Raw genomic sequence first — 15,264 nt, 5'->3', positions numbered from 1 at the left:
CTGCTTCTAAGCTAACATCCTAGTTGTCTGTGCAACCCCACATCCTTTTCCACTTAACAATTATTTTGGGACCTTAGCTGGTGGTCTGGGCTGTTTCCCTTTCGACTACGGATCTTAGCACTCGCAGTCTGACTGCCGACCATAATTCTTTGGCATTCGGAGTTTATCTGAGATTGGTAATCCGGGATGGACCCCTCACCCAAACAGTGCTCTACCTCCAAGAATCTTTCTGTCGACGCTAGCCCTAAAGCTATTTCGGAGAGAACCAGCTATCTCCAAGTTCGTTTGGAATTTCTCCGCTACCCACAAGTCATCCAAGCACTTTTCAACGTGCCCTGGTGCGGTCCTCCAGTGAGTTTTACCTCACCTTCAACCTGCTCATGGGTAGGTCACATGGTTTCGGGTCTACGTCATGATACTATGGCGCCCTCTTCAGACTCGGTTTCCCTACGGCTCCGTCTCTTCAACTTAACCTCGCATCATAACGTAACTCGCCGGTTCATTCTACAAAAGGCACGCTCTCACCCATTAACGGGCTCGAACTTGTTGTAGGCACACGGTTTCAGGTTCTCTTTCACTCCCCTCCCGGGGTGCTTTTCACCTTTCCCTCACGGTACTGGTTCACTATCGGTCACTAGGGAGTATTTAGGGTTGGGAGATGGTCCTCCCAGATTCCGACGGGATTCCTCGTGTCCCGCCGTACTCAGGATCCTGCTAGGTATAAAGACTATTTAAAATACGAGGCTCTTACTCTCTCTGGCAACCTTTCCCAAGGTTTTCTTCTATAATCTTTAAGTCCACATCGCAGTCCTACAACCCCGAGAAGTAAACTTCTCGGTTTGCCCTCTTGCCCTTTCGCTCGCCGCTACTCAGGCAATCGCTTTTGCTTTCTCTTCCTGCAGCTACTTAGATGTTTCAGTTCACTGCGTCTTCCTCCTCATCTCCTTAACAGAGATGGGTAACAGGTAGTACCTGCTGGGTTCCCCCATTCGGATATCCCTGGATCTACGCTTACTTACAGCTCCCCAAGGCATTTCGTCGTTTGTCACGTCCTTCTTCGGCTCCTAGTGCCAAGGCATCCACCGTGCGCCCTTACTAACTTAACCTTATCTTTGACCTCTCAGTCATATACTCATTAATATTCACAGCGTTTTCGGTTTATTTTCTTGTTACTATTTGATATCGTTATTCAATTTTCAATGTGCTAATCTTAGGATATTAAGAGACGGTTCGCTTGCGAAAACTTCTGTAGAAAAATAGGAAACTGACGCTGTGTTCGTCGAACACAAGGAAGTTTATCTTTTTTCCTAAGAAGTTAGTCTCATATGCAACTTCACTTCTTTATTAAGTTCAGTAGGATTCTATCCTAATGGAGCCTAGCGGGATCGAACCGCTGACCTCCTGCGTGCAAAGCAGGCGCTCTCCCAGCTGAGCTAAGGCCCCACAAGACCTCTCAAAACTAAACAAGACAAACTCAATGGCTTCCGTTTTTTCCTTAGAAAGGAGGTGATCCAGCCGCACCTTCCGATACGGCTACCTTGTTACGACTTCACCCCAATCATCTATCCCACCTTAGGCGGCTGGCTCCTTACGGTTACCTCACCGACTTCGGGTGTTACAAACTCTCGTGGTGTGACGGGCGGTGTGTACAAGGCCCGGGAACGTATTCACCGCGGCGTGCTGATCCGCGATTACTAGCGATTCCGACTTCATGTAGGCGAGTTGCAGCCTACAATCCGAACTGAGACTGGCTTTCAGAGATTAGCTTGCCGTCACCGGCTTGCGACTCGTTGTACCAGCCATTGTAGCACGTGTGTAGCCCAGGTCATAAGGGGCATGATGATTTGACGTCATCCCCACCTTCCTCCGGTTTATTACCGGCAGTCTCGCTAGAGTGCCCAACTCAATGATGGCAACTAACAATAAGGGTTGCGCTCGTTGCGGGACTTAACCCAACATCTCACGACACGAGCTGACGACAACCATGCACCACCTGTCACCGATGTTCCGAAGAAACTTCCTATCTCTAGAAATAGCATCGGGATGTCAAGACCTGGTAAGGTTCTTCGCGTTGCTTCGAATTAAACCACATGCTCCACCGCTTGTGCGGGCCCCCGTCAATTCCTTTGAGTTTCAACCTTGCGGTCGTACTCCCCAGGCGGAGTGCTTAATGCGTTAGCTGCGGCACTAAGTCCCGGAAAGGACCTAACACCTAGCACTCATCGTTTACGGCGTGGACTACCAGGGTATCTAATCCTGTTCGCTCCCCACGCTTTCGAGCCTCAGCGTCAGTTACAGACCAGAGAGCCGCTTTCGCCACCGGTGTTCCTCCATATATCTACGCATTTCACCGCTACACATGGAATTCCACTCTCCCCTTCTGCACTCAAGTTAAACAGTTTCCAAAGCCTACAATGGTTGAGCCACTGCCTTTCACTTCAGACTTTTCTAACCGCCTGCGCTCGCTTTACGCCCAATAAATCCGGACAACGCTCGGGACCTACGTATTACCGCGGCTGCTGGCACGTAGTTAGCCGTCCCTTTCTGGTTAAGTACCGTCACAGTATGAACTTTCCATTTTCACACTCGTTCTTCCTTAACAACAGAGCTTTACGATCCGAAAACCTTCTTCACTCACGCGGCGTTGCTCGGTCAGGGTTCCCCCCATTGCCGAAGATTCCCTACTGCTGCCTCCCGTAGGAGTCTGGGCCGTGTCTCAGTCCCAGTGTGGCCGATCACCCTCTCAGGTCGGCTATGTATCGTCGCCTAGGTAGGCCATTACCCTACCTACTAGCTAATACAACGCAGGTCCATCTACTAGCGATGCAATTGCATCTTTCAAGCATCTAACATGTGTTACATACTGTTATGCGGTATTAGCTATCGTTTCCAATAGTTATCCCCCTCTAATAGGCAGGTTACCTACGCGTTACTCACCCGTTCGCAACTCACAGTCTATGGTGTAGCAAGCTACGGTATAAACTGTGCGTCCTACTTGCATGTATTAGGCACGCCGCCAGCGTTCGTCCTGAGCCAGGATCAAACTCTCATATAAAGTTTGAGCTCTCACTCATTTCTGTCACTGACAGATTTATTGTTTCTTTTTAATGTTTGACGGACTGTTCTTAAACAGTCGCCTGCACATTGGTTCGTCTTGTTCAGTTTTCAAAGGTCTTTGTCGCCCCTCAAGCGACAACTATCTTAGTATATCACCTCCTTCTCTTCTTGTCAATAACTTTTTTCATCTTTTATTATTTTTCTTGTTTGTAAGTTTAAGCTTTTTTAGTTTAAGGTAGCAAAAAAGGATTCCAAATGTTATCAGAATCCTCATTTTTCTTTTATTTCGCAACAATATTCGCCAATTTAGGTGACTTCAATAGCCTGAGAAGCTATTGAAGGTTGGGGTTACGGCTAACAGAACCTATTACTTAACAACAATATTAACAAGTTTGTTAGGGACTACAATCACCTTGATGATTTCTTTGCCAGCGATTTCTGACTTGATTTTTTCGTTGGCAAGAGCAAGTTTTTCAAGTTCTTCACGGCTGGAATCTTTTGCTACAACGAGTTTCGCACGAACTTTGCCCTTGATTTGGAGAACAATTTCAATCTCGTCTTCAACGAGTTTTGCTTCATCCCAGGTTGGCCAAAGAACGTATGAAATAGACTCGCCTGATTGTGTCAATCCTTGCCAGAGTTCTTCTGCCAAGTGCGGTGCAAATGGAGCTAGGAGTTGGATCAAGCCTTTTGCATATTCCACATAGAGACGGTCTTCCTTGTTGGCGCTATTAACAAAGACCATGAGCTGGGCAATGGCTGTATTGAACTTGAGTTCTTCAATCTGCTCAGTTACAGCTTTGACTGTCTGGTTGTAGACTTTATCAAGCGCACCACTGTTTTCTGCCACAATTTCCTTGCTAGTCAGCAAGCGGTAAACGCGGTCGAGGAATTTACGCGAGCCTTCAAGACCCTCTTCAGACCAAGCGATTGACGCATCAAGCGGTCCCATGAACATTTCGTACACGCGCAGCGTATCCGCACCATAACGGTCAACCACATCATCAGGGTTCACAACGTTTTTAAGTGATTTAGACATCTTCGCCGGAGCTTGCTCCAGCTCTTCACCGGTTTCGATGTTAAAGAAGGAGCCATCACGTTTTTCAACTTTATCACTGGCAATCAGAGCTCCTCTGCTGTCACGATAGCTTGTTCCCAAAATCATCCCTTGGTTAAAGAGCTTTTGGAATGGTTCCTTGGTTGGAACGATACCTAAATCATAAAGGAATTTATGCCAGAAACGAGCGTAAAGAAGGTGAAGCACAGCGTGTTCTGCACCACCGATGTAAATATCAACTGGTAACCAAGCCTTGAGCAATTCCTCATCTGCTAATTTTTCATCGTTGTGTGGATCAATATAGCGCAGATAATACCAGCTGGAACCAGCCCATTGAGGCATAGTATTGGTTTCACGGCGGCCCTTCACCCCGTCTTCACGGGTCACTTCCAGCCAATCGGTCAAGTTAGCAAGTGGGGATTCCCCTGTACCGGAAGGTTTGATATCTTTGGTTACTGGCAATACAAGTGGTAATTGCTCTTCTGGAACAGCTGTTGTTGTGCCGTCTTCCCAATGGATGATTGGGATTGGTTCACCCCAATAACGTTGACGTGAGAAGAGCCAGTCACGCAAGCGGTAAGTCACTTTCTTGTTACCAACGCCTTCTGCTTCAAGCCATTCAACCATTTTGTCAATAGCTTGCGCTTTATCAAGACCGTCTAGGAAACCAGAATTGATATGAAGTCCGTCTTCTGTGTAAGCTTCTTCTTCAACATTTCCGCCTTCAAGAACTGGAATGATTTCCAAACCGAATCGTTTTGCGAATTCCCAGTCACGTGTATCGTGAGCAGGAACCGCCATGATAGCACCAGTACCGTAGCTTACAAGAACATAATCAGCAATCCAGATTGGCATTGCTTTACCATTTACTGGGTTAATGGCATAGCTACCAGTCCAAACACCTGTTTTTTCTTTAGCAAGGTCCGTACGAGCAAGGTCAGATTTAAGGCTTGCTTGATGTTTGTAGTCAGCAACTGCTTGCGCTTGTTCTGGTGTTGTAATAGCTTCAACAAGTGGGTGCTCAGGCGCTAAAACAGCGTAAGTCGCACCAAATAATGTATCTGGACGAGTTGTAAATACGGTGAAATCTTTGTCAGTACCCTTAATTTTAAAGGTAACATTGGCACCAGTTGATTTACCAATCCAGTTACGTTGCATGTCCTTGATAGACTCTGGCCAATCAAGGTCTTCTAAATCTTCCAGCAGACGTTCAGCATAAGCTGTGATTTTCAGCATCCATTGGCGCATGGGTTTGCGGACAACTGGGTAGCCACCACGTTCAGATGTCCCGTCAGGAAGGACTTCTTCGTTGGCGATGGCTGTACCTAGTTCTTCAACCCAGTTAACTGGCACTTCGGCTTCGTATGCCAAGCCTTTTTCGTATAATTTTGTGAAAATCCACTGAGTCCATTTGTAGTAGTTAGGATCCGTTGTATTCACTTCACGGTCCCAGTCATAAGAGAAGCCCAGTGCATTGATTTGGCGTTTGAAATTGGCAATATTTTCTGCCGTAAACTCAGCTGGGTCATTTCCTGTGTCCATCGCGTATTGCTCAGCAGGAAGCCCAAAAGCATCCCAGCCCATTGGGTGAAGAACGTTGTAACCTTGAGCACGTTTGAAACGGCTGAGAATATCAGTCGCCGTGTAGCCTTCTGGGTGTCCTACGTGCAGACCTGCTCCAGATGGGTAAGGAAACATATCCAGCGCATAAAAGTTTGGTTTGTCAGCATCTGTTCCTGTCTTGAAGGTATGATTTTCAGCCCAATAATGTTGCCATTTTTTTTCAATTGATTTGTGATTATAAAAAGTCATTGATTCACTCCAATTTTGTGATGTTATTATTATACCATTTTTAGGCGATTTTAAAAGGCATAATTAGGGAAAGAGGAAACATAATCAAAAAAGAATACTTTACTAACTGGATTTGTTTTCTAGCTCATTTTATTGAGAAGTTTTAACTCCATAGCTAAATGGAAAATCCTCAAATATGAAGCCTAGCATTTATTCTACCCTTTTTATTGCAGTCGCTTTAACCGCGATGCGTCCAATTCATAGATTTCACCTGCAAATGCCACTGTTGACGTACGGTGTGAAATCATAAAAATCATTCCTTGGCATTCTTCTTTTACAATAGATAGAAACGCCGCTTCGTTGAGCGAATCAAGATTGCTAGTCGGCTCATCAAAGATATAACAATCCGCCTTTTTCAAGAGTGCCCGCATAAGCTCTAAACGCTGTCTTTCTCCAGCTGAAAAGTCACGTTCACCGTCAATAATTGTATCCAAACCATTCGGCAATCTTTCTAGGCACTCTTTTAGTCGGCATCTTTCTGCCAACTTCCAGATACTTTCATCACTAATGTCGTTTCTCCCCAGTAAGAGATTTTCTCTCAAAGATTGATGAAAAAGCTGAGCTATCTGTGGTACATAAGCAAAGGAAGCCTGCAAATGCTGACGATTAACTTCTCTGGAGTTTACACCAGTAAGAAAGACTGAACCAGCATTGCTGTCATACCAACGCATAATGAGCTTCATCAGGGTTGATTTACCACTACCACTCTTACCAATCAAGCCAATAATCTTCCCTTTTTCAAAATGTGCAGAGAAATTATTAAACAGCTTTTGCTGACGATTGTCGTAAGCAAAATCCATATTCTCAATCAGAATATCGTCTAAAGTGACAGCTATTTCCTGACCAGTTTGGACGGGCTCTACCTCATCTAAGAGAGCAAAAACAGTACGACCAGCATTCATAGCACGTTTAAATCCTAAAGGCAGGCGTCCTAATTCTAAAAAAGGAGCAAAAGAGCTAGAAAAAGCAACTAAAACGAGAACCGCTTCCTGCCAAGATAACTGATGATTTCCCACTTGATAGAATGCCAAAAGAGCAACGCTTGTAAGAGACAGTCCCACCACCAAAAAGGTTACCGTTTGCTGTAGATATTGTTTCTGGGTAACCTGTCTTTCCAACTGGTTCACAGTCTGACTTTTGCCCGTCAATTCTGCAAATCGTTCGTGACTCTTGCCAAATTGAGACAAATCGCCCATCGCTTTCAGACTTTCCAAGAAAAAAGAAACATAATTCGAGCGTTCCTGATTTTGCTTCTGCAAAATATCTTGTAAACCGAGAGCAAACATTCTCGGTAAAATAATAGCTAAAATCCCATAAGTCATTAAAGTCACTAAAGCAAACCAAAACGAGAAATATGCAAAATACATTCCCATCAAAAGAGCTGTCAAGAACCCTGTACAAATAGGAGCTATCGTATGTGCAAAAAAGATTTCCAGCGCTTCAATATCTTCACCAATCATCTTGAGCAATTTGCCGCTGTCCTGACGATCCAACTTTGCTGGTGCCAAACGGCGTAGCTTCGCAAAAATGAGCTTACGTAAATCTGCCAGAGAATGGAAGGCAACAAAATGCCCGAAATAATGCTCGCCATAACGAAAGGCGCCCCGAGCCAGGGCTAGTCCAATCAGTAAAATCAGACTCCACCAAGCAGGCTGCTGACCATTCAAAGCATGAAAACCTAATACAATCACAAGAGTTGGAATTGTCACCGTTGTGACAAAGCCAAGTACCGCAAAGAAAACCGCTAGAGCGATAAAAGGGAGCAAATGGTTCATCACCTGAAAAAGTCTGCTGAGGATAACACGAGTTGTGTAACGTTTTTTAGTTTCCATGCGTTAATTCCTCCAATTCTTGCTGGGTATTTGCCAATTGGCGGTATTCTTCACTCTGTTCATAGACTTCTGCCGGTGTTCCCAAAACCGTTTTTTCTTTTCCTATAAAGAGAACTTGACTTGCTTTAACGACTTGTTTCATCTTGTGAGTAATCTCAATGACAAGTGCGTCTTGCGCTACCAAATTTAGCAAATCATAGATAGCCACTTCATTGTCTTTATCTACACTGGATGTCACTTCATCAAACAGATAGAGTGAACGCTTGGCCAAGATAGCTCGCACACAAATGATCTGCTGGCGTTGCCCCGGTGATAATTGACTGCCGTTTTCCCCCACAAGAGTATCGAGACCTTGAGGAAGATCTCTTACAAACGCTAAAACGCCTTTTTCAGCCAGCCAGTCCTCTAATTCAACCCGCGACCAATCTACCGCCAACTGTAAATTTTCAAGAATGGATGCGTTTAAAAGAACACTATTTGCTGACACATACATGACTTCCTGATAAATGGTTGATTTGGATAGGCTTTTGATTTCTTTTTCTCCTAAGAAAATGGAACCTCTGTCCGCCTGTCGTTTCCCCAACAACAGCTTGGCTAACGTTGTTTTCCCACGGCCGCTTTCTCCTGCAATGGCTAAGATTTGTCCACGTTTCATTTTAAAGCTTAGATTTTCAAATAATTTTCTATCCGCAAAAGCAAAATCTAAGCCACTAACTGTCAATTCACTAAAAGGAGGCAATTCCTGCTGTTCCTCTTTTGCTTCTTTTTCAATCGAATCCAAAAACCCAAAAATTCGATCGGCCATTTTGGTATTCATCATAACTAAATGCATTCCATAACCGGCTTCACGAATCGGCGTGAAAAACTCAGTTGCAATGAAAACAAAGTAAATCATAGCAAACAGTGATAAGTGCCCTGCTTGTAACATGGAAGCTGCAACGAATCCTGACACGCCAATCCCCAAGTACATGACTGCATCCATGTAGCCAACTGACTGCAGCTGAAATCCTAGAAGTTCCATAGTTGCATCACGAAAATCCTCTGCTTGCGCTGCAAATTCCTTTTCATATTTTGCATCTGCCTGATAAGAATAAAGAGTGTTCAGCCCCTGAAGATCATCTAAAAAGAGATCGCCAACATCCATATAAGAAGCCCAGTAACGATTCATAATCCTGCGCGAACGCTTCTGCATGAGAATGATAGACATAGGAATCAAAGGCAGCGAAAGAATAAAAATCAAACCGCCAGTAGGGAACAGAAAAAACACAATCACCAACACTGTCAAGCAATTCAAATACGTTCGTAGATTTAAGGGGAGATAATAAGAATAATACGTATCCAAACTGTCAATTCCTTGTGACGCTACCGTCAAAACATCTGCAGCCGTCTTACTATCCTGAAATTCTCCGTCTTTATCTACGAAAGCCTGAAAAAATGCTGCTTTTAGTTTGTTGCGAGCAAACTGCGAAGCTACTCCTTGAAAATTTTTCGCCAGAAGCGAAAGCGCAAAACCTAAACAAGAAAAGAAAAACAGCCAAAAAAGAACCGACAAAAAATTCAATGGTATTCCCTCATATAAATCCGACAAAACTTTTGCTATCAATGCAAAGCTCAAAATCCGCATGATGAATTGAAGCCAAGCTAAAAAAGCCGATAGATAAATCAGTTTCATTTTAGGCTGGATCAGTTCTTTCAAACGAGCAATCAGCTCTTTCTTTCTGCCTCGTGATATTTTTTCTTGCTCTTCTGTCATCACTTTCTCCTCACGTTCTTCATTCTATCCTATATTTATTCATTATAACACTCCCAAGCAGAGAAATAAATTAAATTTTCAGTTTTTTTAATTTGTGCAGTCCATGAAAACTTTCCTTCCTTGTGAAATTTATTCATAAGACAAATCAATTAGCCAGCCTCTCTACGCTAAACATACAAAAAACCAGCTGACCATTCCAACTGGTTTTGAGTAAAGTGATACCATTACCAAATAATCACGCGTTCTTCTGGTTTGCGCCACATGCCATCACCTTCTTTAACATCAAAAGTCGTAAAGAAATCATCAAAGTTTGGCAATTGAATATTTGTCCGGAGTTTTCCGGGAGCATGCACGTCCACGCTGGCTAGCATTTGCATGTATTCTGGACGAGCTTTCATGCGCCAGATACGAGCAAAATTCGTAAAGAACTCTTCTGCAGAGAAATCTGCTTCTTTCTTAGCGGCTTCCAGCGCTGCCGCAATACCACCAAGGTCTGCAATATTTTCTGAAACAGTTAGTTTCCCATTGACTTTAGCACCGTAAGAATCCTGTCCGTCAAATTGCTCAATCACCTTTTGAGTACGTGCTTGGAAGGCCTCGTAATCTTCTGGCTTCCACCAATTGTTCAAACTTCCGTGTTCGTCAAATGAAGCTCCATTTGAGTCAAAGGCATGAGAAATTTCATGAGCAATCACCGCACCGATGCCGCCATAGTTGGCTGATGAAGATTGATGTAAATCATAAAATGGCGCTTGGAGAATAGCTGCTGGGAACACAATTTGATTTTGCTGTGGGTCATAATATGCATTGACCATATGAGCTGGCATGTGCCATTCACTGCGATCCACTTCCTTGTTCCACTTGCTCCATGTATGCGCAATAGAAATTTTTGCTAAGTTTCGAGCATTCTCAACTAAGCTCAAATTCTCATCAATCACTTTTTTCTCATAGGTTTCTGGCAATTTCTCTGGATAGCCGATATGCGGTGTGATGACATTGAGCTTAACAATCGCTTTGTCACGTGTTTCCTTAGCGAGCCAATCCGCCGTTTCCAGACGCGACTTATAAACATCAATCATAGCAGCAACTTTGTGCTCTACATCTGCTTTTGCTTCAGGTGAGAATTTTTCTCCCGCATACCAAAGACCAAGGGCTTGGTTATACGGACCTTGCGCTAGCTGGTAAGCTGCCTTTTCTTTTGGACGGGGTTCTGGGACACCTGAGATAGCGCGTGCATAGGCCCCTGAAAGGACACGAATTTCTTCAGTGAGTAAAGAAGTCCACGCTCCAGCCGCAAACAATTTCAATCCTGCATGGATAGCAGCCCAATTCTTTTCTGAATAATATTCCGCCGCAAACTCTTTCCAGAAGCGCTCTTGCGGAACAATCACCTTGTCTGGAATTTGTCCCAAAATCTCTGTAAAAATCGCATTAAGTGGCAACTCTGGAGCTAGCTTCGTGAAATCTGCCCAATCATAAGGATGATATAATTTCACATATTCTGAGCTTTCTTCATTTGACAGGACATACTTGGCTAATTTAGCATCCAATTCCAGATATTTATCTAAAATATCTTTTGTTTCTTCTTTCGAAAAGCCAAATTTAGGCAGCAGTTCTTCCTGCATTTTCCGCCAGATTGCCAGCAATTCCTTACCTTTTTTATTTCCTTCTTCATAGTAGGTTGTATCTGGCAAAATGATTCCAGGTGCATCAGCCCAGAGAACATTCATTTGCGCATTCATAAAGTCTGGCGCGACGTCAAAAGTAAAAGCATTCGGCTTTCCAGCCATTTCATACTCAGCAATCTTCGCTGCAAACTCCTTGAAAGAACTTAAAGCTTTATATTCTTCCACAAGCGGCATTGCAGGGGTAACTCCTGCTCGTTCCCGTCCGTCAAAATCTGCCACCAAACGGTGGTATTTCACAAAATTTTGCAAAATTGGATCTTCTGGAACATCTTGACCTGCTAACCATTTATCAGTTGTTGCTAGCATCAATTTTTCAATATCTTGATCCAAATCCATAAATCCACCTGTCACAGGCTTGTCCTCAGGAATCACAGCAGTTTTTTCCCATTCACCATTGACATAATTAAAAAAGTCATCTTGTAAACGTGTCATCTTGTTCTCGCTTTCATTGTTTTATCTTAATCCTATCAAAAAAGTTCTGAATAATCAAACTTTTATCAAAAGAGATTTTTATGCCAAACCTCACTTCTGATTTTTCTTAAAAATTCTAAAAATTAACTTGACTTAATTTTTATTTTAATGTATATTAACTGTAGGGGTGTATAAAATGATACGTATCGAAAATTTAAGTGTTTCTTATCAGGAAACACTTGCTCTCAATCAGATTTCTTTGGAAATCCAAGGCCCAACTATCATGGGAGTTATTGGTCCCAATGGAGCTGGTAAATCAACCCTTTTAAAAGGAATGTTGGGTATCATTGATCATGTTGGACAAACTTACCTTGATGATAAAGAATTCTCAAAAGTACTTAGCCATGTAGCTTATGTGGAACAAAAAGTTCACATTGACTACAACTTCCCTATCAAAGTGAAAGAATGTGTGTCTCTTGGACTGTATCCAAAAGTGAAACTCTTCCACAGACTAACAAGCAAAGACTGGGACAAAGTGACAAATGCGTTACGCATTGTCGGCTTAGAGGATTATGCTGAACGCCAAATCAGCCAATTGTCAGGAGGGCAATTTCAACGGGTCTTGATTGCGCGCTGTCTAGTACAAGAAGCTGACTGTATCTTTCTGGATGAACCATTCGTTGGAATTGATTCAATCAGTGAAGAAATCATCATGACAACGCTACGCAGTCTAAAAGAACAAGGAAAAACGATTCTCATTGTTCACCATGACTTAGGAAAAGTCCCACATTACTTTGATCAAGTTTTAATTTTGAATAAAGAACTCATTGCCATTGGAGAAACTTCATCAACTTTCACAGAAGAAAACTTGAAAAAAGCCTATGGCTCTCAGCTTTTTGTGAATGGAGGTCTTTAATATGTTTTCAGAATTTATTGATGGACTACAAAATTTCCATTTTCTACAAAATGCGCTGATTACAGCCATTGTCATCGGGATTGTTGCTGGAGCAGTTGGTTGCTTCATTATCCTAAGAGGCATGTCTTTGATGGGCGATGCCATTTCACATGCGGTCTTGCCGGGAGTTGCACTCTCCTTTATTTTAGGAATCAACTTCTTTATCGGAGCCATTGTTTTTGGACTTTTAGCTTCGGTCATTATTACTTATATTAAAGGAAATTCAATTATCAAAAGTGATACTGCCATTGGAATAACTTTTAGTTCCTTTTTAGCTCTTGGAGTCATTTTGATTGGAGTTGCTAATAGTTCAACCGACCTTTTCCATATTCTTTTTGGAAATATCTTAGCTGTGCAAGACATTGATATGTGGATTACAATCGGTGTCGGAATCGCTGTTCTAATTATTATTGGACTATTCTTCAAAGAATTATTGATTACATCTTTCGATCCACTTCTGGCAAAAGCGATGGGGATGCCAGTCAATCTTTATCATTATCTCTTAATGATTCTCTTGACGCTGGTTGCAGTTACAGCTATGCAAAGCGTGGGAACAATTTTGATTGTTGCTATGCTGATTACACCTGCTGCTACGGCTTATCTTTACGCTAACAGTCTTAAAACGATGATTATCTTGTCTTCTAGCTTGGGGGCAATTGCATCTGTCTTAGGACTTTTCATTGGCTATACCTTTAATGTTGCGGCTGGCTCAAGCATTGTACTGACGTCCGCCATTATCTTTGCCATTAGTTTCTTTATCGCTCCAAAACAACGATTTAACAAACTTAAAAACAAACCCAAGCTAAAATAAAGTTAGTATTAAATTTATCAAAGGAGAACCTTATATGAAAAAATTAGGTTTTGTCGCCGTTCTATTTTTGGCTGTCGTAGGACTCTTTGCCTGCGCTGGTCAGAAAGGAACATCTACTAAGAATTCAAAATTGAATGTTGTTGCTACCAACTCGATCATTGCTGATATTACAAAAAATATCGCTGGTGATAAAATCAATCTGCACAGCATTGTTCCAGTCGGAAAAGACCCACACGAATATGAACCATTACCAGAAGATGTGAAAAAAACATCAAAAGCTGATTTGACTTTCTACAATGGTATCAATTTGGAAACCGGCGGAAATGCTTGGTTTACAAAATTAGTTAAAAATGCGAAAAAGACTGAAAACAAAGATTACTATGCTGTAAGTGACGGTGTTGAGGTCATTTATCTTGAAGGTCAAAGCGAAAAAGGAAAAGAAGACCCACACGCTTGGCTCAATCTTGAAAACGGAATTATTTATGCTAAAAACATTGCAAAACGTTTGATTGAAAAAGATCCTAAAAACAAAGAAACTTATGAAAAGAATCTGAAAGCTTATACTGCAAAATTAGAAAAATTAGACAAGGAAGCAAAAGCAAAATTCAACAACATTCCTGCTGAAAAGAAAATGATTGTTACCAGCGAAGGTTGCTTCAAATACTTCTCTAAAGCCTACGGCGTGCCTTCTGCTTACATTTGGGAAATCAACACCGAAGAAGAAGGAACTCCAGACCAAATCAAAACACTAGTTGAAAAACTTCGTAAAACAAAAGTCCCTTCACTCTTTGTCGAAAGTAGCGTTGATGACCGTCCAATGAAGACTGTTTCAAAAGATACAAAGATTCCAATTTATGCTAAAATTTTCACTGACTCAGTCGCTGAAAAAGGAGAAAAAGGCGATAGCTACTATGACATGATGAAATGGAACTTAGATAAGATTTCAGAAGGTCTTAGCAAATAAGAAATGGAAAAAGGAGCCGGAATTGATTGCCAGTTCCTTTTTACTTAAAATTCTTCTTGAATAAATAAGCCTTTCATTTCTCTGAAATAAGCGGTTATCGGCTGTATTCTTAAACTATTTTTGATATACTAGTAAGATAAGGAGTAAAAGGACAACATGACCCCAAACAAAGAAGATTACCTCAAATGTATTTATGAGATCGGTACGCATACTCAAAAAATTACAAATAAAGAAATCGCGGCCCAAATGCAGGTGTCTCCCCCTGCTGTCACAGAAATGATTAAAAAGATGACAGCCGAAAAATTGATTGTAAAAGATAAAACAAACGGTTATTTACTGACAGATCTTGGTTTACATCTTGTTTCCGAGTTATATCGCAAGCACCGGCTCATTGAGGCTTTCCTCGTACATGATTTGGGATATACGACTGATCAAATCCACGAGGAAGCGGAAGTTTTAGAACACACCGTTTCAGAATTATTTGTCGAGCGCTTAGAAAAAATGCTAGGTTACCCAGAAACTTGCCCCCACGGCGGAACCATTCCAGCAAAAGGTGAATTACTAGTTGAAAAGTATCAGCTAACATTGGATCAAGTTGAAAATACTGGAATCTATCGTTTAGCACGAGTTCACGATGAATTTGAACTATTAAAATATTTGGAAAAACACGATTTACATCTGGGAGATACGCTGATACTGGAGCAATACGATCCTTACGCTCAACTGTATGCGCTCAAGGTCAATGAAAAAGAGCTGCAAGTCAACTCTGTTATCGCTCAACAGCTTTATGTGGAAAAAATATAAAAGGAAGTCAAAGCTGATAACATCAACACATTAGAGACTGCTCAATGCGTATTGAGTTCTATCCTAGAAAGCAAACAAGTC

The 15,264-nt window shown here is 42.2% G+C and carries 8 protein-coding genes, 1 tRNA gene and 2 rRNA genes (1 of these 11 running past the window's edge); 4 read left to right on the top strand and 7 right to left on the bottom strand.

All coding sequences use genetic code 11. The features are described from left to right. From SanJ4206_RS01400 to SanJ4206_RS01370, 7 genes are all read right to left on the bottom strand, one after another. Nucleotides 1–1,106 (bottom strand): 23S ribosomal RNA (locus SanJ4206_RS01400); it reaches 1,795 nt to the left of the window's first position. Between the two features lie 264 nt (nt 1,107–1,370). Beyond that, nucleotides 1,371–1,443, bottom strand: a tRNA-Ala gene (locus SanJ4206_RS01395). Nucleotides 1,444–1,499: 56 nt separating this feature from the next. Then, a 16S ribosomal RNA gene (locus tag SanJ4206_RS01390) occupies nt 1,500–3,055 on the bottom strand. The 16S and 23S rRNA genes sit together here with 1 tRNA gene alongside, the layout of an rRNA operon. A 369-nt stretch (nt 3,056–3,424) precedes the next feature. Continuing rightward, nucleotides 3,425–5,926, bottom strand: a complete 2,502-nt coding sequence (gene leuS, locus SanJ4206_RS01385; RefSeq protein ID WP_003028886.1) for a leucine--tRNA ligase — start codon at nt 5,924–5,926, stop codon at nt 3,425–3,427. Nucleotides 5,927–6,129: 203 nt separating this feature from the next. Next, the gene (locus tag SanJ4206_RS01380; protein ID WP_003028887.1) at nt 6,130–7,797 is read right to left on the bottom strand and encodes an amino acid ABC transporter ATP-binding/permease protein; all 1,668 of its coding nucleotides are present in this window, start codon (nt 7,795–7,797) and stop codon (nt 6,130–6,132) included. Beyond that, the gene (locus tag SanJ4206_RS01375; RefSeq protein ID WP_003028889.1) at nt 7,787–9,550 is read right to left on the bottom strand and encodes an ABC transporter ATP-binding protein/permease; all 1,764 of its coding nucleotides are present in this window, start codon (nt 9,548–9,550) and stop codon (nt 7,787–7,789) included. The genes SanJ4206_RS01380 and SanJ4206_RS01375 overlap by 11 nt, the downstream gene beginning before the upstream one ends. A 224-nt stretch (nt 9,551–9,774) precedes the next feature. Next, entirely contained in the window at nt 9,775–11,670 is a 1,896-nt protein-coding gene (locus tag SanJ4206_RS01370; protein ID WP_157622004.1) for a M13 family metallopeptidase, read from the bottom strand. 175 nt (nt 11,671–11,845) lie between these two features. On the opposite strand from SanJ4206_RS01370, the gene SanJ4206_RS01365 reads away from it, so the two are divergent. The 4 genes from SanJ4206_RS01365 to SanJ4206_RS01350 all read left to right on the top strand — a co-directional run bounded on the left by SanJ4206_RS01365 (nt 11,846) and on the right by SanJ4206_RS01350 (nt 15,183). Beyond that, on the top strand, nt 11,846–12,565 hold the full coding sequence (locus tag SanJ4206_RS01365; protein WP_049481551.1) for a metal ABC transporter ATP-binding protein: 720 nt from the start codon (nt 11,846–11,848) through the stop codon (nt 12,563–12,565). A 1-nt stretch (nt 12,566) separates the two neighbouring features. Then, the gene (locus SanJ4206_RS01360; RefSeq protein WP_022525271.1) at nt 12,567–13,415 is read left to right on the top strand and encodes a metal ABC transporter permease; all 849 of its coding nucleotides are present in this window, start codon (nt 12,567–12,569) and stop codon (nt 13,413–13,415) included. A 34-nt stretch (nt 13,416–13,449) separates the two neighbouring features. Next, nucleotides 13,450–14,379 carry a metal ABC transporter substrate-binding protein gene (locus SanJ4206_RS01355; protein ID WP_003028893.1) on the top strand — a complete coding sequence of 310 codons (930 nt, stop codon included), beginning with the start codon at nt 13,450–13,452 and terminating at the stop codon, nt 14,377–14,379. 156 nt (nt 14,380–14,535) lie between these two features. Next, nucleotides 14,536–15,183 (top strand): metal-dependent transcriptional regulator, encoded by a 648-nt coding sequence (locus SanJ4206_RS01350; protein ID WP_003028894.1) that lies wholly within the window; start codon nt 14,536–14,538, stop codon nt 15,181–15,183. The last annotated feature ends 81 nt before the right edge of the window (nt 15,184–15,264 follow it).

It is taken from the genome of Streptococcus anginosus, assembly GCF_001697145.1.
Taxonomy (GTDB): domain Bacteria; phylum Bacillota; class Bacilli; order Lactobacillales; family Streptococcaceae; genus Streptococcus; species Streptococcus hominis.
This window is presented reverse-complemented; position numbering and strand designations above follow the sequence as displayed.